Annotated in this window: 19 protein-coding genes; 8 read left to right on the forward strand and 11 right to left on the reverse strand. The window is 32.1% G+C overall.

What is annotated here, in order from left to right; translation table 11 throughout:
* Positions 1 to 43: 43 nt before the first annotated feature.
* The 6 genes from MW871_RS08615 to MW871_RS08640 form a co-directional block, all read right to left on the reverse strand.
* A complete protein-coding gene (locus MW871_RS08615; protein ID WP_248428262.1) occupies positions 44 to 811 on the reverse strand; it encodes an ABC transporter permease subunit in 768 nt (255 codons plus the stop codon).
* Complete coding sequence (locus tag MW871_RS08620) at positions 795 to 1517, reverse strand: ABC transporter ATP-binding protein (protein ID WP_188049548.1); 723 nt, start codon at positions 1515 to 1517, stop codon at positions 795 to 797. The genes MW871_RS08615 and MW871_RS08620 overlap by 17 nt, the downstream gene beginning before the upstream one ends.
* Complete coding sequence (locus MW871_RS08625; protein WP_248428263.1) at positions 1514 to 2743, reverse strand: nitrous oxide reductase family maturation protein NosD; 1230 nt, start codon at positions 2741 to 2743, stop codon at positions 1514 to 1516. Before MW871_RS08625 ends, MW871_RS08620 begins: the two co-directional genes overlap by 4 nt.
* 166 nt (positions 2744 to 2909) lie before the next feature.
* Positions 2910 to 3926, reverse strand: coding sequence for a nitrous oxide reductase accessory protein NosL (locus MW871_RS08630; RefSeq protein WP_236023870.1), 1017 nt, complete (start codon positions 3924 to 3926; stop codon positions 2910 to 2912).
* Between the two features lie 62 nt (positions 3927 to 3988).
* Positions 3989 to 5962 (reverse strand): Sec-dependent nitrous-oxide reductase, encoded by a 1974-nt coding sequence (nosZ, locus tag MW871_RS08635; protein WP_188049546.1) that lies wholly within the window; start codon positions 5960 to 5962, stop codon positions 3989 to 3991.
* Between the two features lie 25 nt (positions 5963 to 5987).
* On the reverse strand, positions 5988 to 6476 hold the full coding sequence (locus MW871_RS08640; protein WP_210644364.1) for a c-type cytochrome: 489 nt from the start codon (positions 6474 to 6476) through the stop codon (positions 5988 to 5990).
* A gap of 191 nt (positions 6477 to 6667) precedes the next feature.
* Here MW871_RS08640 and MW871_RS08645 point away from each other — a divergent pair, with 191 nt between their 5' ends.
* Positions 6668 to 7108, forward strand: a complete 441-nt coding sequence (locus tag MW871_RS08645) for a hypothetical protein (RefSeq protein ID WP_248428264.1) — start codon at positions 6668 to 6670, stop codon at positions 7106 to 7108.
* 48 nt (positions 7109 to 7156) lie between these two features.
* Here the strand turns inward: MW871_RS08645 and hemL are convergent, their stop codons facing one another.
* The 5 genes from hemL to MW871_RS16405 form a co-directional block, all read right to left on the reverse strand.
* Entirely contained in the window at positions 7157 to 8443 is a 1287-nt protein-coding gene (gene hemL / locus MW871_RS08650) for a glutamate-1-semialdehyde 2,1-aminomutase (RefSeq protein ID WP_248428265.1), read from the reverse strand.
* 31 nt (positions 8444 to 8474) lie between these two features.
* Positions 8475 to 9386: a glucosaminidase domain-containing protein gene (locus MW871_RS08655; protein WP_248428266.1), complete on the reverse strand. Its 912-nt coding sequence runs from the start codon at positions 9384 to 9386 to the stop codon at positions 8475 to 8477.
* A complete protein-coding gene (locus tag MW871_RS08660) occupies positions 9379 to 10275 on the reverse strand; it encodes a 1-aminocyclopropane-1-carboxylate deaminase/D-cysteine desulfhydrase (protein ID WP_248428267.1) in 897 nt (298 codons plus the stop codon). Before MW871_RS08660 ends, MW871_RS08655 begins: the two co-directional genes overlap by 8 nt.
* An 89-nt stretch (positions 10276 to 10364) precedes the next feature.
* Positions 10365 to 12197: a T9SS type A sorting domain-containing protein gene (locus MW871_RS08665; RefSeq protein ID WP_248428268.1), complete on the reverse strand. Its 1833-nt coding sequence runs from the start codon at positions 12195 to 12197 to the stop codon at positions 10365 to 10367.
* 485 nt (positions 12198 to 12682) lie between these two features.
* The gene (locus MW871_RS16405) at positions 12683 to 13021 is read right to left on the reverse strand and encodes a hypothetical protein (RefSeq protein WP_248428269.1); all 339 of its coding nucleotides are present in this window, start codon (positions 13019 to 13021) and stop codon (positions 12683 to 12685) included.
* 120 nt (positions 13022 to 13141) lie between these two features.
* Between MW871_RS16405 and MW871_RS08675 the strand changes: the two genes are divergently transcribed.
* From MW871_RS08675 to MW871_RS08705, 7 genes are all read left to right on the forward strand, one after another.
* Positions 13142 to 13324 (forward strand): C1orf53 family protein, encoded by a 183-nt coding sequence (locus MW871_RS08675; protein ID WP_248428270.1) that lies wholly within the window; start codon positions 13142 to 13144, stop codon positions 13322 to 13324.
* Between the two features lie 105 nt (positions 13325 to 13429).
* The gene (gene hutU, locus MW871_RS08680; protein WP_248428271.1) at positions 13430 to 15412 is read left to right on the forward strand and encodes a urocanate hydratase; all 1983 of its coding nucleotides are present in this window, start codon (positions 13430 to 13432) and stop codon (positions 15410 to 15412) included.
* A gap of 47 nt (positions 15413 to 15459) precedes the next feature.
* On the forward strand, positions 15460 to 16002 hold the full coding sequence (locus MW871_RS08685) for a DUF4136 domain-containing protein (protein WP_188049538.1): 543 nt from the start codon (positions 15460 to 15462) through the stop codon (positions 16000 to 16002).
* Between the two features lie 318 nt (positions 16003 to 16320).
* Positions 16321 to 16833 carry an acetolactate synthase small subunit gene (gene ilvN, locus MW871_RS08690; RefSeq protein WP_248428272.1) on the forward strand — a complete coding sequence of 171 codons (513 nt, stop codon included), beginning with the start codon at positions 16321 to 16323 and terminating at the stop codon, positions 16831 to 16833.
* 34 nt (positions 16834 to 16867) lie between these two features.
* Entirely contained in the window at positions 16868 to 18112 is a 1245-nt protein-coding gene (gene ilvA, locus MW871_RS08695; protein ID WP_248428273.1) for a threonine ammonia-lyase IlvA, read from the forward strand.
* A gap of 59 nt (positions 18113 to 18171) precedes the next feature.
* On the forward strand, positions 18172 to 18561 hold the full coding sequence (locus MW871_RS08700; RefSeq protein ID WP_188049535.1) for a group III truncated hemoglobin: 390 nt from the start codon (positions 18172 to 18174) through the stop codon (positions 18559 to 18561).
* Positions 18562 to 18598: 37 nt separating this feature from the next.
* On the forward strand, positions 18599 to 19732 hold the full coding sequence (locus tag MW871_RS08705; protein ID WP_248428274.1) for an esterase-like activity of phytase family protein: 1134 nt from the start codon (positions 18599 to 18601) through the stop codon (positions 19730 to 19732).
* Positions 19733 to 19766 lie beyond the last annotated feature (34 nt).

Here is a 19766-nt window from a genome sequence, read left to right on the forward strand (position 1 = left end):
TCAAATTAATAATATCATTCCTCTAAAAGGCTTTAAGAAGAACTTACAAATCTTTATTTCTAAATTTAACGAGAGAGATCAAAAAGGGAACAATAATCCAGGTACACAGCAACAAAAAAGAAATTAATAAACCAACAGAAGTTCCAAAAAAATCTTTAAAAATTGCTCCAGTATAACCCATCATGGCCGAGACATCTAAATGTAATAAAATTTGTATTCTTGCTAAATCTATGGGGCTAAATGCAGTGACAATTATCATTGCTTTCTCTATTGGATAATCAGACAATTGAAATAAAAGGAACAGTACTAAACCATCAAAAAGCAAAGCAAAATACAACCATGCCATAATTGCAATCCCAATTCCTTTTGCCTTATCTCGTGTAAGAATAGAACTGAGGAATGCCAAAGCAACAAAAACCAATGTGATGAGCGAACCAATAATTAGCATCATTAATCCAACACTATCCGGTGCATTTATCAAAAGAGGAATTCCGGCTCCTACAAAAAAAGCTAAAACCATAGACAAAGACAGCCCTAAAAAAAGACTCAGCCAAATTTTCTTTCTTTTAATTGGTTGACTTAATAATAGCTCAATAAACTCTGAACTATTGTACAAATAAATAGTTGCAAAAAGAATAGAAACCAATGGAACCGTAAATAAGATAATATTTAAAATAGTCAATAATCCTTTTGCTGAATTATCTTCTAATCCAAAAGAACTCCAAGAAAGAACAGCTAGAATTAAAGTATATGCGACAATAATCTTATTTTTAAGAATATCTAGAAAAATAATTTTAATGATTCTGTTCATTGCGTTTATTTTTTAAAATTTTGGCAATAGCCTTTGAAATTTTTTGTTCGTTTGTTGCTTGGAGTAAATCAGCAATGGTTTGGTGAAAATGTACAGCACCATCTTGCATATATATAATCTGCGTTATCAGATCATCTAATTCACTCAAAAGATGAGAAGTGATCAAGATTAGTTTTCCTTTTTCTTTTTCTTTTATAATCTTTTCTTTCAAAATTTCTGAAGCCAAAGGATCAAGTCCAGCTGTAGGTTCATCTAGAATTAGCACTTCGGGATCAAATAAGAAAGCTAATGTTGCACTTACTTTTTGAGTAGTTCCGCCAGATAAAGTTCGCATTTGCTTGTCAACAATCTTTTCGAGTTCAAAAGCTTTTATTAAGTCTTCGTCTAAAACTTGATTGGAGTTCCTAATATTTTTTATCATTTCTATAATCTGTCCCACAGTCATATAATCAGGATAACGACCAATTTGAGGCATATAACCAATATTTTCTCTGTACTTAAATTCTTTTAAAATTGATTTTTGATCCAGCAGAATATCTCCTTTTGTGGGAATCACCATTCCTAGAATTGTTTTGATTAAAGTAGTCTTTCCACAACCATTGGGTCCAATCAGAGCAATACATTCTCCTTTTTGAAAACGAAGATTTATGTTATTTAAAACTTCTAATTTCCCGAAATTTTTATATATATTTTTTATTTCAATCATAATGGTAAAGAATGCATTAATGGAGAATTATCAACAAAATTATCCGGTGTAATACTTGGTAAAACTTTTTCTGATTTATCGAGAAGAGTAATCATAAAACTCCGAAATAAGAGCATTGCAGCAGGATTTTTTTCGACTAGAACGGCAAATAAACTTAATGGATGATAGGGAACATCTCCTACTCCATCTTTATTTAAATCATAGCCTTCATATTTATCCCAATAGTTGGTATTAAACTTGTTTAAAACCAAACTTCCGTTGGTTCCCATATCAAAAGTATTGGCGATGAAATTATTATTCACAATTTCATTATCCATACAACTTGCCTGAATTTTCATAGCCCAACCATTGGCCTGAAATACATTTTTTTCAATTAAAATTCTATTAGTTCCTTCCATGTGAATTCCAGAAGTATTTCTAGAAAATTTATTACCAATAATCTGACTGTCCGAAATTTCTTTTAGGAACAAACCGTAGGCACTATCTCCCCAATTTTCTTCAAAATAATTATTAAACATCTTGACATTCTTGGTGAACATCACCGAAACTCCAGCACCATTATTCTTAAAAACGTTTGTAATATAAGCATCATCATTTGAGAACATAAAATGCAAACCATATCTAATATTCTTGCTTGAAATATTTCTCCATATCACAGAATTCGTCACAAATTCAAAGTAAATCCCATCTCTGTGACCAGATATTTTATTAGCAATAATCTGAAGGTTATCACTTTTCCAACAATGAATTCCGTTGCCTATTTCTTGTTCCTCTTTTCCATAGGCAATAATTGTATTGTTCTTTATAAGACAGTTTCTTCCATTTTGAATATAGATTCCAAAGAAATTATCATCTAAAATATTATTCTGTATTATGACATTTTTTTTGTTGTAAACTTTTATACCACAAGGATCTTCTAATGTAGCATGTCCGGATCTAATGACTTTAAAACCATCTACAACAACACTATCCGCTTTTACAGAAAGAACTTCATATTTTTTTTGACCGTCAAGAATAGGAAAATCTTTACCAATAAAGACAACTTTCTTATCGATAATAATATTACCCTCTTTATAAGTTCCTTTATGAACAATAATAGTATCTCCTATTTTAGCTAAATAAATTGCCTTTTTTATGGATTTAATAGTTTTTTTAGGACCTACATCAATTATATGCGCGTGCAGAAATGAAGAAAACAAGAGCATTATGAACAATATTTTTTTCATTATTTTTTTTAGATTAAGCAATTCCAGCATAAATAATTTAGCGCTATATAGGTATTTAAAAGCATCTGAAATTATAAAATTTCTAATTAAAAAAAATTATAGTCTTATAAAAATAAAGGAATTGAAAACAAATTTTACGTTTGTTATGCTACAAAAAAATAAGAATTTATTTTGTGAATACAGCATCCCAATTCATGGGTTCAGCTTCAAACTTAAGCTGAAATTCTTTAGCTACTGTAGCATCAGAAAAAGCAATAACTCCACCTCGCATTGGGCTTAAAATGTCTGTCCCCGAAATAAAATGAGCACTTTCTGCCGCTATTAATACATTATTCTGGTTGTAATCATTAACAAAATAAGAAGCCACTTTGGTATCCGGATTTTCTTTACCGTACTTTATCATGCACATAATGTCGTCAAACTTGTAAGTTCTTCCTTTTACCGTAATTAATTCTGCTCCATATTTACCATCGGCAATACTCATTTTGCAAAAATCACAAGAATCTATATTTAATTTAATTGGAGTTGGCTCTGTTTTAGCACAAGAAATAAATGATAAGGAGAAAGCAAATAATAAGACGGCAGTTACTTTAGATTTAGAAAATCGTTTTAACATATTAGACTCTTTAAGCACAAGAATAAATAAAAGCACTCCTGAAGCAATCAACATCCAACCTCCAATATCCGGAATCGAATACGCTCCAAAATTCAACAATTGCTTATATCCTAACATCGGTGGTTGATAAGACATTCCTGGTACTCTAATGGCTGCATTGGGATCTAAATTATGTCCGTATTCATAGTTCCATCTGTAAAAATCTACTGCGGCCAAAACTCCAAAAACAATTAAAGAAATAAATAACGCATATAATCCTTTTTTCTTTCCAATCAGTGCAACTACTAAAGCACTTATTGCAAAAAGACCAAAGATATAAGGTAGAATTGTAAACTCTATAAAATCTTCTTTATGCAAGGTTTTCATGCCGATATAATGGTTAAGCCCATTGATAATATCAACATCTCCCGCAATTTTATTCGCATGTAATTTAAGAACTAATCCCTCTGGATATTGTGGAGCAGAAAGTTCGATTCTCCACATTGGAACAAAAATAGAAGATAGCAATAGTACCATCACTACCAAAAGCATAACTTTTGAAAGTATTGTAATTTTTGAATTATTCATATTTTTTATTATTAAAAAGGGAACAAACTATTTATTTGTTCCCTTTTGAATTTCAAGTACTATTATTTAGCTGGCATATTAGTTCCCAGACTAAAAGTGAGAGGAACGGTACTTCCTACTGGAGATACCCTAACATAACCTTGCATTTCTTGGTGTAGCGCACTACAAAAATCAGTACAATAGAATGGATAAATTCCAACTTTTTTAGGCAACCATTTTAGAGTTGCAGTTTCTCCAGGCATGATTAAAAGTTCTGCATTATCTGCCCCTTTTATAGCGAAACCATGAGGTACATCCCAGTCTTGTTCTAAGTTAGTCACATGAAAATAAACCTCATCACCAACTTTTATTCCCTCAATATTATCAGAAGCAAAGTGAGAACGGATAGAAGTCATATATACATCAATTCTATTTCCTTTTCTAACTACTTTAGCTTCTTTCTCTCCTTTAGTAACAAAAGGATTGTGATTTTCTTCAATTTTGTAGAACTTTAGCTGGCCATTGTTTCTAATTAAATCTGCTGGTGCTGCTTGCGCGTAATGCGGCTCACCTATAGTTGGATAATCTAATAATAATTTCATTTTATCACCACTAATGTCAAACAACTGTGCACTTTGCGCCAATTCTGGGCCAGTAGGCAAGTAACGATCTTTGGTAATTTTATTATATACAACCATATATTTACCAAATGGTTTTCTACTATCACCACCTGGAATCATTAAGTGTCCTGGTGAATAATAAGTTGGATGTCTATCTAAAATTTTCAAGGTTTTAATATCCCATTTTACCACTTCTGAAGAAACAAAGAAAGTAGTGTAAGCGTTACCTCTTCCGTCAAATTCAGTGTGTAATGGTCCTAATCCTGGTTTTTTAACTTCACCATGCAAAGCTGCTTCGTATTTTATAACTGGAATACCATCGTAATTACCGTCAAATTGTTTGTTAGCAATTGCTTTTACCATTTTGTCAAAACTAAAAACAGGAATCAAAGCGGCTAATTTCCCACTACCAACAATGAATTCACCTGTAGGATCTACATCACAACCATGAGGAGATTTAGGACATGGAATCATGTAGCAAATGTCTTTTAAAGCTTTAGAATCAAGTACTAGAACTTCATTTCTCATTTCTGATTTGGCAGAATGTGTTTTCTCATCCCAAGTATTGTGAACATATTTTGCCGCTATTTTTTTCCCTTTACCTGCTTTGATATACTCTTCTGCTTTTTTCCAGTTAACAGCCATGATAAAATCTTTATCTTTCTGAGAAGCATTCACTTCAAGTAAAGTATTAGCTTGTTCCGTATTGTAACAAGAAAAGAAAAACCATCCGTGAGACTTCCCTTTTCCAGCATGACTTAAATCCCAATTTACACCAGGAGTTTCAATCTGGAAAGCGATATCCATCTGACCTTCTTTACCAACTTTTACAAAACTCAAATACCCTTTGAAGTTTTCTTTATACGTATTAATAGGTACGTCTCCATTAGAATTATCCGGCGGAACGCTAAAACGAGTTCCTGCAACAACATATTCTGTGTTTTCGGTAATAAAAGGAGAGGAGTGATTTCCTGCACTATTAGGCAATTCAATAATCTCTACGGTTTTGAATGTTTTCAAATCCACACGAGCAATTCTAGGCGTATTATTGGCATTGGCAAAAATCCAACGACCATCAACTTCACCATTCGTCTGTGACATGTCTAAATGGTGTTGGTCGTCCCAAGGCACAAATCCATGAGAAGTATTCAGCATGGGCTTTGATTCTTCACTATATCCATATCCGCTTTGAGGATCTACAGAAAAAATAGGAACCACTCTTAATAAACGAGCACTTGGCAAAGCGTAAACACTCATTTGTCCGCTAAATCCTCCTGAAACAAAATTATAAAACTCATCGTATTTACCAGGGGCAACATACACTTTTTGAGCAGCATCACCACTAACCGCATCGGCTGTGTCTTTAGGTCTACAAGAACCAAAAAACGCACTCGCGAACACAACAGCAAGACTGGTTTTTACAAAAATATTTTTCATACTTTTTTATTTATTATTTTTTGAATTATTTTACTCCGTCGTTTTTACGCATAAATTCAAGTAAGTTTCTTGCATCAGTATCAGATAAGGCTTGATTTGGCATTCTAACCAAACAAAGTTCTAGTTGTGCTTGAAGTTCTGGATCTTTATCAATCATTGGGTCTGGATTTGTGATAAAGTTCATTATCCATTCAGGTTTTTGACGTGTTGTAACCCCTTTCCATCCTGGACCTACTAATTTTTCATCCGTTAATTTATGACAAGAAGAACATTTTACAGATTGAATTTTCTCTCCTTCGGCAGCCATAGCAACATCTAGTTTGGCTCCTAAGTCTACTGATGTGTGTTTCCCTATTCCTCTATTTGGATCATAAGTTGCGGCATCAGTAGTAGAGGTCGCTGACCCGTCAGTTGGAGCAGCAGTATCTTTTGAGAAATCATCGGTGGTTTTCGTTTTATCGCCACATGAAGTTAACATTAAGAATGCAACTACAAAAAAAGTTAATTTGTACATAAAATTGTTTTTAGAATTGTTTAACAAATTTGCGAATATTAATATTTAATTATTATGACTTCAATCATACTTATAAGGATATATTCGCTTTTTTTAACTTATAGTTAAGAAATCAAACGATAAACTTTTGTTAATGATTAAACTTTAAAACATCATATTAGTCTTATCTCTATAACTCTTAAATTATTAAAATGAAAAAATTAATTATTGCTGCATTATTAGTTGTTGGTATGACAACCTATGCTCAAAACAAGAAAGATGGCTCAGAAAGAACAAAAATGGAACGATTGACACCGCAAGAGCGTCAAGAAAAGCAATTGAAAAAAATGACTGCTGAATTAAGTTTAAATGCCAAACAGCAGGAACAAATCAATCAACTTTTAACCGATCAGAAACTGAAAAGAGAAAAGATGATGGATAAAAATAAGACATCAAAAGAAGAAATGAAAATGCAGCATGAAGCTAAAAAAAGTGAGAGGCAACAAGAGAGAAAAATTCTAGAAGATAAAATGAAAGTTATTTTAACTCCTGAGCAATTTACTACTTGGAAAACAAACCAAGAAAAAAACAGAGAAAAAGTAGCAAACAGAATGAAAGAAAGAAGTAATAAAAGAACTGAAATAGAAAACTAAAAAAAAAGCTTCGGACAATCCGAAGCTTTTTTTTAAAAATAATAAATATTATAATGTTTGAGCCACTTTATTAATGGCTGCTATGGTAAAATCTAAATCTTCGTAGGAAAGAGCATCAGTAATAAACCAAGTCTCGTATGCTGATGGAGCAATATATACTCCCTCATTCAGTAATCCATGAAAAAACTTTTTAAACCTTTCATTATCTCCTTTAGCTGCAGATTTAAAATCAGTTACCGGATTACTATCAAAATGAACTGAAATCATAGATCCAATTCTATTGATCGTAAAAACAATATTATGAGCTTTTAAAACTCTATCAATACCTGCATGCAAATAAGCTGTTTTCTCTTCTAATCTTTTAAAAATAGTAGGATCAGAATCTAATGCTTGAAGCATAGCCAATCCTGCAGCCATAGCCAATGGATTCCCTGACAAAGTTCCTGCTTGATACACGGGACCTAGTGGAGCTAAATAATTCATAATTTCTTCTCGAGCTGCAAAAGCTCCGACCGGTAAACCTCCACCAATAACTTTTCCGAAGCAAACAATGTCTGCTTTAATATTTAAAAGTTCTTGAACACCACCTCTCGCTAGACGAAAACCAGTCATAACCTCATCAAATATCAAAAGAATACCGTTATCAGTACACATTTGGCGTAATCCTTCTAAAAAACCTTTATTAGGAGGTATACAACCCATATTTCCGGCAACAGGTTCTACAATTATTGCAGCAATTTCATTTTTATTAGCTTCAATTAGAGCGGCTACATTATCTAAATCGTTGTAAGTTGCTAATAAAGTATCTTTTGCAGTACCAGCAGTAACTCCTGGACTATTGGGCGAACCAAATGTAATAGCCCCACTTCCAGCCTGAATTAAAAAGGAGTCAGAATGACCGTGATAACAACCTGCAAACTTAATTATTTTATCTTTTTTTGTAAAACCACGGGCTAACCTAACAGCACTCATACAAGCTTCTGTACCTGAATTAACGAATCTTATTTTATCAATATTCGGTACCATTGCAACAGCTAAAGCAGCTATCTGTGTTTCTAACTCGGTTGGCATCCCGAAAGAAGTTCCTAATTTTGCTTTTTCAATTACTGCATTTACTACCGGTTCATAAGCATGACCTAAAACCATAGGACCCCAAGAATTGATGTAGTCTATTAAACGATTTCCATCTTCATCATACATATAGGCTCCTTTTGCACTCTTTACAAAAATGGGAGTTCCTCCTACTGCTTTAAACGCTCTAACTGGAGAATTTACTCCTCCTGGTATTACTTTTTCTGCTTCAGCAAATAGCTGACTACTTCTTTTATATAACATGTGCTAAATTATAAATTGTTGTTGTTCTAAATTATTTAACTACTAATTTCTGACCGATAGAAAGAGTATTGTCTGATAAATTATTTTTTTGTTTTAAATCTTCAACTTTTAATTCGAATTTTTTTGAAATAGAATAAAGCGTGTCTCCTTTTTGAACAATATAAGAATCTAAACCATTAGTAGCAACAGTCCTTGTTTCTACAGTCAGTTCTTTTACTAACTGTTTTTCATTAGACACAAAATTAGGATCTAAAACCATACTATCATATTCGTGCAAACTATATCGATCAATATACGATATTAGCTTATCTGGATATTTAGGATCTGTAGCGTAACCTGCAGCCCTTAATCCTTTTGCCCAAGCTTTATAATCCCCTTTTGAAAGTGTAAATAGTTTAGCATATCTGCTTCTACCGGTTAAAAACAATGCATGATCCCTAAAAGATTCTGAAGGATTATCATACTTTCTAAAACACTCTTGGGCTGCATCGTCATCATGCTTAACACTCTCTCCAGTCCAACCTACATGGCATTTTATTCCAAAATGATTATTAGAACTTTTAGCTAAATCTCCTCTTCCTGCACCAGATTCTAGAATTCCTTGTGCTAAAATAATACTTGCTGGAATCCCGTATGTTTTCATGTTACCCATAGCAATGTCTTTAAACTGATAGATATACATCTTAATAACATCATTAGTAACTACAGTCTTTGAAGTAGATACAATTACTTCTGTTTCATTATTTTTGCTATCAACTCTGCCTTGATTAGTAGCAATAGGTTTTGAAATTACGGTGCCCTTTGGTGGATTTTTTTTAGTAGTTCTAACTATTTCAGATTTCGATTTTAGAGGTGCATTTTTACTAGTTACAATAATTGGTTTAGAAGCATTACAACTTATTAAGGTAAGAATCGTAAATGTTAGTAGGATTTTTTTAAACATTGATTGTTATTATTGGTAGTTGTTTCTTTATTAATTTATTATTCATCCCTTTAATTCCTTGGATTCCTCCGGTATGAATGAGTAAAATTTTTGAGTTATTTGGAAAATAATTCTTTTTTATTAAATCTATAACGCCAAATACCATCTTTCCAGTATATATAGGATCTAAAGGAATTTGAGTTTGCAGATAAAAATCATTAATAAATTGAACAAGCTCATTATTTATTTTTCCGTATCCGCCAAAATGATAATCAGTAATTAAATCCCAATTTTGACTTTTTACAAAACTACGAATTTCCTCTTTTAAAAAATCACCTTTTAAAGCTGGAAATCCTAAAACTTTTTGATCTGGCAAGATACTATTGATTATACCCGATATAGTTCCTCCAGTGCCTACAGCAGCACAAATATAATTAAAATCGGCATCTTTATCCGTCAGAATCTCTTCGCAGCCTTTTATTGCTAATTCATTTGTACCTCCTTCAGGAATCAGATAAAATGATCCGAATTTATTTTTTAATTCTTCTAAAAATAAAATTTCATTTTTCTGGCGATAATCTTCTCTACTAACAAATTCAAACTGCATCCCACAATTTTCAGCAAATTTTAATGTAGGATTGTCATCAATTTTACCTCTAAGTTCATCGCCGCGAATTATGCCAATAGTTTTTAAGCCATTCTCGAATCCTGCAAAAGCAACTGCAGCAATATGATTTGAAAATGCACCTCCAAAAGTAAGTAATGTTTCCTGATTTTCTGCTTTGGCCTGAAGCAAATTATATTTTAGCTTTCTAAATTTATTTCCGGAGACAAAAGGGTGAATCAAATCTTCTCGTTTAATTACTAAAGTAATAGAATTGGGAAGCGCTATTTTTATTTCTTGATTCAATGGAATTGGATTTTGTACAAATATAATTTTTATAAAACAAAAAATGCAACCTTGACTGGCTGCATTTTTTGTACTTTTTTCAAAGTATTCTAATTTTTAATTATAATTTTTTTTCCAACAACTTGTTTATCTTTTGTAACCATTTTAACTATATATATCCCATCTACTAATCCAGAGGTAGCAAATTTGTAAGAAGCCTGATTACCAATATCTTTTTTTGTAAAAATAACTTTACCAGCAACATCATATAAACCGCAAACATCAAGATCCATTAATAAAGGATTATCAATAACCAAATTTTGGTTTTCGTTATTTTGGTAAATCATAAAATTCTCTTTTGCCGCTTCTTCAACTCCAAGACTTTTATCCGTTTTAAAAGTTATTTCAAATTGTGTATTATTTTCTCCTGGAGGCAATATCAATTCGTGAAAATCATTTTTAATATCATAATATTGATTATTAACTTTATCGTGTAGAAAAATGGTATTGGCTTGCGTAAAATTTATTATTTCATTTACGGTAATTTTATAGCTAGCCTCTTTAGCATTTCTAAAACCAATTGGAATTTTTTTATCATTATCGAAATTCAATACATTGATCACAAATTCAGCATCTTCTATAAGAAAATAAATATCGGCTGGTGTTCCTTGACTAGAAGAACCACCGTCCATACCATGATCTATACCATCTGTTGCTTGAGGAACAAATCCTAAAGCTAATTGACGCACTCCTTTATTATTCAAAAGTGTATTAATTCTTATCTGAGGAACTTGTTCATCTGTCACTTGTGAGTAATCAATGCCCGATACCGATTGTGTATTTGCAAAAGGATTCGTATTTTTTTTAGCTTTAGAATCACTCTTTCTAGCAATAGGAGTAGAAGAATCTGGAGTTTCTCTCACAAATGTTCGATAACTATTTTTCATTTCAACCACACCATCAACTTTACCATCTATTAAAAAACCTTGTCCTATTGGTAAATTTCTTCTTTGATAATAATTACCAGTTCCTACATTCCCACCAGCATTACCAGAACCATCGTAAGAATAAAATGTAGCTGGCGTGTATATACCAAGACTATTGATATCAACAGGAACAAAAGTTCCGTAACCTCCTTTATAGTCTGCTAAAAAATGTGAATTTACGGTGTTATCTTGCTCCCAAAAATAAGCTGTTCCTGAACAATTTGTCTCAGTAAGTAAAAAAGCAGACAAGTCAATTGTAGAGGGATAAGGATTTCCTGTTAAGGTATAATTTTCGAATTTTACGGGTATAGAAATAGTCCCATCATTTGGCTTTCCTCTAAAATCATAGCGTTGTCTGCTACCTGGATTATTTTGAACTCCATTAACGGAAACAGTATTCGTTCCCGAAGTTCCTTTCATTGTGAATCCTTCGCCAGCTAAAATACTATTTGGAGCTCCTGCATCAATCCAACTAGAGTATTCGGTAGAAGTCGTTAATTTAGTAACCCAATAAGGAGCAATTGCTAATGGAACTGAAGTCCCATTATAATTATTCATAGGCAATATGGTGGCGGGAGTAGATTGTGTTACATTTAAAACATCATTCAATTGATTAATACCAAAAGGGGAGTTTCCAGAGTTTGTATCGCTACCTCCGACTGGGGAACACCAATAGTTATACTGGTAATCATTTACAGATCCTTCCTGAAAAACAGATAAACTACCCAATCCTTTATTAGTACTTGTACCTGCTGAACCTTGTACCAACTGGGCTGTATCCCTCAAATATAAAAAACTACTGGCAGCATTCAGTTCTAACTGCTGTCCTATATAAATAACTTCATTTGAAGCATAAACATAAGTATCTGCGCTAACAAACATTTGTGCATTCACAGAATTCTGAAGTAAAAATCCCGTTGCTACTAATAGGCTTTTTTTAAGTATTTTTCCGTACATAGGTTTGTGAATTAAGTTGTTGCTGATTTTTTTATTATAAAAACTTCAAAATAAAATAATTAAAAAAAATATTTTTATTAGCTTGAATCAAAAAAAGATTGCTTTAGTAAACATCAATTATTGATCGTAATTAAGCCATTAAAATAATTTTTATCTAAAATACAGAAAAAAGAATAAGTTAAACCACTAAAACACCGATAAAAAGTATAAATAATCGTTGAAATACATCTTTAGTCTAAAAAAAAGCTATTTTTCTTACGTAAAATATAAATAAAAATTATTCAAAAAAAAATTAGTTGGCGTAAAATAAAATCAGAAAAATTTGTGGAAAATGTAATAACTAAAGATAAAGAAAAAAATACAACCTATTACAAATTCTCTTAGGATTTGGATATTGCAATAGTGAGAAAAGAAATTAACTGATTTAATTTAAAGAAAAAGTAATTCTTTAAAAGCTTTTCAATCAGACATTAAGACTATTTTAATTATTTTTTCGAAAAAATGTAATAATAGAACCTAAAAAAAGAGCGTGTTTTTAAATAATTAAAATCAGATTCGTTGGCGTACGCTTCTCTTTCAAAACTAATATTTCTGTAGGCTAAATTTGAGTTTCTGTAATATAAAAGTCGAAAACAGTATTCAAGTAAATACAAAATAAAAAAAGGAATAACCAACAATTCCAATTGTTGTCGAAGATGAATTTTTTCATGGTTCAAAAAAACGGCATTTTCTTTATCAGCTTCCTGTTTTGCAAACACAAAAGGAAATACCGTTAATCCACGATATCCATTAGGAATTAAATATTTAGTAACAATCAGAAACATTCGTTATAAAATTTATAAATTTGTATTTAAAATTTGGCTTAAATTAAGTAAAAAGTCAGTTCTTAAAATGACAATTCTAGAACACAAATCCAAATTAATTTGCAATTGAATGGTAAAGCTATGAATAACCAAAGTAATGAAAATAAAGTGATAGAAGGCGAAGATTTTTATTTAACACCAGAAGGTTATAAATGTTTTACAGAAAAGCACCATTTAAAAAGAGGTTATTGTTGTAAAAACGGTTGTCGTCACTGTCCGTATGGCTTCGATAAAAAAACAGGTGCCACAAAAAAACAACTATAGAGCCTAACCGCATTAAATGAATAAATATTTAAATTCACTTTATTTATTGTGGTACGTAATCAAAAATATTTCTACTACACTACACAAAAAAACAGCACAGAAAAAATGACTTTTAAAGAACAAATACAACAAGGGATTCCAACTGTTTTACCCAAACAAAAAAACTACGAAACAGCAATAAATCATGCACCAAAGCGCAAAGAAATTCTCTCAACAGAAGAGAAAAAATTAGCACTTCGCAATGCACTTCGTTATTTTGATAAAAAACATCATCCCGAATTAGTTAAAGAATTTACAGAGGAATTAAATAAATACGGTCGAATTTACATGTATCGTTTTCGTCCCGATTATGAAATGCGTGCTCGTCCTATTGAAGAATATCCTGGAAAATCAGAACAGGCAAAAGCGATCATGTTGATGATTCAAAACAATTTAGATTATGCTGTAGCCCAACATCCGCATGAATTAATTACTTATGGTGGTAATGGTGCCGTTTTCCAGAATTGGGCGCAGTATTTATTGACGATGCAATACTTATCTGAAATGACCGATGAGCAAACATTAACAATGTATTCTGGACATCCAATGGGTCTATTTCCTTCTCACAAGGAAGCTCCACGGGTTGTAGTAACCAACGGAATGGTTATCCCAAATTATTCTAAACCGGATGACTGGGAAAAAATGAATGCTTTAGGTGTTTCTCAATACGGACAAATGACTGCGGGAAGTTATATGTATATTGGTCCACAAGGAATAGTACATGGAACAACAATCACTGTGTTAAATGGTTTCAGAAAAATTAAGAAACAACCAAAAGGAGGTTTATTTGTAACCTCTGGATTAGGAGGTATGAGTGGTGCGCAACCAAAAGCAGGTAACATTGCTGGTTGTATTACCGTTTGTGCTGAGGTGAATGCAAAAATTACACACATTCGTCATAGCCAAGGATGGATTAACGAGGTTATAGAAAACATCGACGAATTAGTTGCAAGAGTAGCTTTGGCTAAAGCCAATAATGAAACAGTCTCCATAGCGTATCTTGGAAATATAGTAGACGTATGGGAGAAATTTGATACAGAAAACATTCATATTGATTTAGGTAGCGACCAAACTTCATTGCACAATCCTTGGGCTGGAGGCTATTATCCTGCTGGTGTTTCATTTGAAGAAGCCAATGAAATGATGGCTAATGATCCTGATTTGTTTAAACAAAAAGTACAAGAAACATTACGTCGTCATACAACAGCAATTAATAAACACACTGTTAAAGGAACCTATTTCTTTGATTACGGGAATGCTTTTTTATTAGAAGCTTCTCGTGCTGGGGCAGATGTTATGGCAGAAAACAATATCGATTTTAGATACCCAAGTTATGTGCAAGATATTATGGGACCAATGTGTTTTGATTATGGCTTTGGTCCATTTCGTTGGGTTTGTGCATCAGGTAAACCTGAAGATTTAGCTAAAACGGATGCAATTGCTTGTAGTGTTTTAGAAGAAATGGCAACAAATGCTCCAGTTGAAATTCAACAACAAATGCAAGATAATATTCAGTGGATTAAAGGAGCTCAAGAAAACAAACTAGTAGTTGGTTCTCAAGCTCGAATCTTATACGCAGATTCAGAAGGCCGTGTAAAAATTGCAGAAGCCTTTAATCAAGCAATTGCTAAGGGAGAAATAGGAACCATAGTTTTAGGTAGAGATCACCATGATGTTTCAGGTACCGATTCGCCGTATAGAGAAACTTCAAATATATATGACGGCTCTCGTTTTACAGCCGATATGGCCATCCAAAACGTAATTGGAGATAGTTTTCGTGGCGCAACATGGGTCTCTATTCACAATGGTGGTGGCGTAGGATGGGGAGAGGTAATTAATGGTGGATTTGGTATGGTTCTTGATGGCTCTAAGGAAGCTTCAAAGCGCTTAGCATCAATGCTTTTTTGGGATGTCAACAATGGTATTTCAAGAAGGAGTTGGGCTCGGAATGATGGAGCAATTTTTGCTATAAAAAGAGCTATGGAGACGCAACCTTTATTAAAAGTTACACTCCCAAATATAGTAGATGACACTTTATTAGATTTTTAAATTTTACATAAAACCTTTATAACTATTAGTAATCAAATTAACCTATTATGAAAGCAATTAAATTTATACCCGTTTTTCTACTTTTAGTACTTGCTTCCTGCAGTTCTGTAAGAGTATATTCTGATTATGATAGTAAAGTAGACTTTAGTCAATACAAAACCTATGCGTTTCATAAAAAAGGGATTGATAAAGTTGAAATTTCAGAATTGGATAAAAAAAGAATTCTTTACGCTGTTGATGCTGAACTTGCAAAAAAAGGCATGACTAAAAGTGAGAATCCAGATCTTTTAATAAACATATTCACAAAGGAGAGAGAAAGAATAGATGTAAATCAATTCAATGCGGGATTTGGTTATGGTTGGGGATACGGTTGGAATCCTTATATCTGGGGAGGTCGAAACACTTCTGTTACCTCATCAACTGAAGGAACTCTTTATATCGATTTAATTGATGCCAAGAAAAAAGAATTAGTATGGCAAGGTGAAGGAATTGGATACCTCACCAATAATAGAAGTGAAAAGGAAAAAGTAATCAATGAATTTGTTACTAAAATACTTGCACAATTTCCTCCTTCAAATGTAAAGAAATAATTTTATTTTATTTACATTTGATTTTCTAATAAAAAAATGAGAAATTCTATAAACATTATCGTCGCTATTATAATTATTATTGTTCAGCAATAATAGCGGAGTCTTGTATAAAAATATTTGTATCAAACCTCCTAATTTAGGAGGTTTTTTTTGTTTTAAACCTATGCTAAGTCTATCTAAAAATTCTATTATCATTATTATCATCATTCGTTTTACGTAACGAGTCAGAATAATAGTGCTCCCTATTTGCCTTTCTCACCATAATGAGAAAGGCTTTTTTTTACCAAAAATTCAAACAGTAATACAATTAAAAAACCAATGAAACAAGAATACACCATTACTATACTTACTGAAAATCAAGTAAGTCTGATCAGTAAAATAGATATAATCCTTGCCAGAAGAAAAATCAAAACAGAATCGGTTACAATCCATTTTGAACCGATAGAAAACCTTTATAAATTCTCCATTGTTTTAATAGACGGCGAAATTATAATTAAAAATTTGGTACTTCAGATAAGAAAAACAATTGGAATAATTGACGTATTTGCTAGCATGAGAAATGAAGTAATAGAAAATGAAATTGCCTTATTTAAAATTTGTTTTAAAAAAAGAGAAATAGATTTTCAAATTGAAAAAATAGTAGAGAAATACAAAGCAAAAACCATATTAATAACTAAAGATTTTACTGTATTTGAAGTGAGTGGAAGATCTGAACAATTAAAACATTTAGTACAAGAATTGCGAAATTGTAACCTGATCGAATTTGTTAAAAGCGGTAGAATATCCATTACAAAATCAAACAGAGAAAACGTATTAATTTATTCAAACTAGATCAACAATTTTAATCCTTATTAAAAAAAATCCTATGACAACATACGAACAAGTATTAGCAGCAAAAAATCAATTAAAAGAGGTTGTAACAGCTACACCTTTAAGTAAAAACTTAAATCTATCAGAAGAATTTAATTGTAAAGTTTTATTAAAAAGAGAGGATTTACAAGTGGTTCGTTCTTATAAAATTAGAGGAGCATATAACAAAATGAGCACTTTAACTTTGTCAGAAAAAAGTCAGGGTGTAATTTGTGCTAGCGCTGGAAATCATGCACAAGGAGTAGCTTACTCTTGTCATTTATTGAAAATAAAAGGCAAAATTTACATGCCTAAAACAACACCGAAACAAAAAATAAAACAAGTACAATTATTTGGAAAAACTTATGTTGAAATTATTTTAATAGGAGACACATTTGATGATGCTTATGCAAAAGCCGCAGAAGAGGCTACTGCAAAAAACATTATTTTTGTACATCCATTTGATGATTTTAAAGTCATTGCAGGACAAGGAACCGTTGGATTAGAAATTTTAGAAAACTGTAAAGAACCAATAGATTATGTATTTGTACCTATTGGCGGTGGCGGATTAGCAGCAGGACTTTCGGAAGTTTTTAAAAAATTGAGTCCTAACACAAAAATAATTGGCGTTGAACCCGAAGGTGCTCCCTCAATGAAAACTGCTATAGCTACTGGTAAAAACCTTCCTCTTGAAAAAATAGACAAATTTGTAGATGGAGCTGCGGTAAAACAAGTAGGAAACTTGACTTTTGAAATTTGCAAAAAAAATCTTGATGCTATCGTTTTAGTGCCAGAAGGAAAAGTATGCACTACTATTTTGCGTTTGTATAATGAAGAAGCAATGGTTGTAGAACCAGCTGGAGCATTAACTATCGCCGCTTTAGATTTCTATAAAGACCAAATAAAAGGGAAAAATGTGGTGTGCATTGTGAGCGGAAGTAATAATGATATTGAAAGAACTGCCGAAATAAAAGAAAGGTCTTTATTGTATGAAGAACTCATGCATTATTTTATGATTCAGTTTCCACAACGTCCAGGATCTCTAAAGGAATTTGTAAATGATATTTTAGGGCCAGATGATGATATTACCTATTTTCAGTTCACTAAAAAAAATAGCCGAGAAGTAGGTCCTGCGATTGTAGGTTTAGAATTAAAAAACAAGAATGACATTGTAAATATAAAAGAGAAAATGTTTGATAAAGGATTCGAATTTCAATATCTCAACGACAGGCAAGATTTGTTTACACAATTAATTGGATAAAACAATTTACAGTTCCTTAAGAATGGCCTACCTTTGCGTAGGCTTTTTTATATACAATTATGACAACTCTTACCGACATTAAAAATCTAGACGATATAAAATTACTAGTTGATACTTTTTATTCTAAAGTTCAAAAAGATGAATTTATCGGACCAATATTTAATGAGAAAATAGGCAATCGCTGGCCAGAACATTTGGAGAAAATGTATCGTTTTTGGCAAACTATTTTACTTGATGTCCATTCGTATTCTGGTAGTCCATTTCCTCCGCACAAACAATTACCTGTTGAGAAAGAACACTTTGATCGTTGGATGGCAATTTTCTCAGCAACTACAGATGAATTATTTTTAGGTCCACTTGCTGAAGAAGCAAAATTACGTGGCCGAAACATGGCCGAAATGTTTCATTACAAGATTGATTATTTTCGTAATGCTGCAAAAAACAATTAACCTCATTAAGTATCTTTTTATAAATAGAAACAATATCATGCGTAAACTTCTTACTGGATTATTTGCACTATCTATTTTGGCTTCTTGTTCCAATTTAAAAAACACATCCTCAAGTGGCAGTTATCCTGAATTAAAATTCATTAATTCAATTGAAATTCCATTTAACCAAGAATTTAATAACACTAAAATTGGTGGGCTTTCCGGTATTGATTATGATAAAAAGAAGGATCTTTATTATATCATTTGCGATGAAAGAGCACAAGAAAACCTTTCCCGATTTTACACTGCAAAGATTAATATCGCTGACAATCAACTAAAAGCAATTAGTTTTCAAGAAACCAACACTTTAAAAAATGAGCAAGGTTCCACTTTTGGCAATTGGACAACTAGTCCAGAAACCTCTGCAGATCCAGAAGATATTAGATACAATCCGAAAAATAACTCTCTAGTTTGGACAAGTGAAGGTGCTCGAGTTGTAACCGCTGACAAAACTATTTTACAAAATCCTTCGATTACTTTTATGGATTTAAAAGGAAATTTTAAAGAGGAGTTAAAATTACCTTCTAATCTTGAAATGCAAAAAGAAAGCAAAGGACCTCGCAATAACGGAACACTTGAAAGCATCACTTTTGACCAAAATTATAAAACACTATATACTTGCGTAGAAGAACCGCTATTTGAAGACGGTAACCAAGCCAGCACAAGCAAAGGTGGCTTAATTCGTTTTTACGAATTTGATATAAAAACACAAAAAAACACAGCTCAATATGGATATCAGCTTGAAGCCATTGCAAACGAACCTAATCCTAAAGGCGCTTTTGCTGTAAATGGTGTTGCTGCGATTCAGTTTTACAAAAAAAACCAATTCTTAGTACTAGAACGCTCCTACTCTACAGGAACGCAACCGTGTACTATAAAAGTTTTTTTATGTGATTTTAAAAAGGCAACAGATGTTAAAAATCATGAATCTTTACAGAATCAAAAAATTGAATTGATCTCTAAAAAACTAATTCTAAATATGGATGATTTAGGAATATATACAGACAATATTGAAGGATTGACTTTTGGTCCAAAATTAACTAATGGAAATCGTTCCTTGATTTTTATATCGGATAATAACTTTTCAGAAACTCAAAAAACACAGGTATTGCTTTTTGAAGTAAAAGAATAATGTTTTATACTGTTTTTTTCAAAACACTATTATT

Source organism: Flavobacterium pygoscelis, assembly GCF_023162025.1.
In the GTDB taxonomy this organism is placed as follows: domain Bacteria; phylum Bacteroidota; class Bacteroidia; order Flavobacteriales; family Flavobacteriaceae; genus Flavobacterium; species Flavobacterium pygoscelis.

What these genes read in the sequence shown, in the direction of transcription:
- MW871_RS08615 (WP_248428262.1), bottom strand. Translation starts at nt 811, where the DNA reads ATGAACAGAATCATTAAAATTATTTTTCTAGATATTCTTAAAAATAAG.
- MW871_RS08620 (WP_188049548.1), bottom strand. Translation starts at nt 1,517, where the DNA reads ATGATTGAAATAAAAAATATATATAAAAATTTCGGGAAATTAGAAGTT.
- MW871_RS08625 (WP_248428263.1), bottom strand. Translation starts at nt 2,743, where the DNA reads ATGAAAAAAATATTGTTCATAATGCTCTTGTTTTCTTCATTTCTGCAC.
- MW871_RS08630 (WP_236023870.1), bottom strand. Translation starts at nt 3,926, where the DNA reads ATGAATAATTCAAAAATTACAATACTTTCAAAAGTTATGCTTTTGGTA.
- nosZ (WP_188049546.1), bottom strand. Translation starts at nt 5,962, where the DNA reads ATGAAAAATATTTTTGTAAAAACCAGTCTTGCTGTTGTGTTCGCGAGT.
- MW871_RS08640 (WP_210644364.1), bottom strand. Translation starts at nt 6,476, where the DNA reads ATGTACAAATTAACTTTTTTTGTAGTTGCATTCTTAATGTTAACTTCA.
- MW871_RS08645 (WP_248428264.1), top strand. Translation starts at nt 6,668, where the DNA reads ATGAAAAAATTAATTATTGCTGCATTATTAGTTGTTGGTATGACAACC.
- hemL (WP_248428265.1), bottom strand. Translation starts at nt 8,443, where the DNA reads ATGTTATATAAAAGAAGTAGTCAGCTATTTGCTGAAGCAGAAAAAGTA.
- MW871_RS08655 (WP_248428266.1), bottom strand. Translation starts at nt 9,386, where the DNA reads ATGTTTAAAAAAATCCTACTAACATTTACGATTCTTACCTTAATAAGT.
- MW871_RS08665 (WP_248428268.1), bottom strand. Translation starts at nt 12,197, where the DNA reads ATGTACGGAAAAATACTTAAAAAAAGCCTATTAGTAGCAACGGGATTT.
- MW871_RS16405 (WP_248428269.1), bottom strand. Translation starts at nt 13,021, where the DNA reads ATGTTTCTGATTGTTACTAAATATTTAATTCCTAATGGATATCGTGGA.
- MW871_RS08675 (WP_248428270.1), top strand. Translation starts at nt 13,142, where the DNA reads ATGAATAACCAAAGTAATGAAAATAAAGTGATAGAAGGCGAAGATTTT.
- hutU (WP_248428271.1), top strand. Translation starts at nt 13,430, where the DNA reads ATGACTTTTAAAGAACAAATACAACAAGGGATTCCAACTGTTTTACCC.
- MW871_RS08685 (WP_188049538.1), top strand. Translation starts at nt 15,460, where the DNA reads ATGAAAGCAATTAAATTTATACCCGTTTTTCTACTTTTAGTACTTGCT.
- ilvN (WP_248428272.1), top strand. Translation starts at nt 16,321, where the DNA reads ATGAAACAAGAATACACCATTACTATACTTACTGAAAATCAAGTAAGT.
- ilvA (WP_248428273.1), top strand. Translation starts at nt 16,868, where the DNA reads ATGACAACATACGAACAAGTATTAGCAGCAAAAAATCAATTAAAAGAG.
- MW871_RS08700 (WP_188049535.1), top strand. Translation starts at nt 18,172, where the DNA reads ATGACAACTCTTACCGACATTAAAAATCTAGACGATATAAAATTACTA.
- MW871_RS08705 (WP_248428274.1), top strand. Translation starts at nt 18,599, where the DNA reads ATGCGTAAACTTCTTACTGGATTATTTGCACTATCTATTTTGGCTTCT.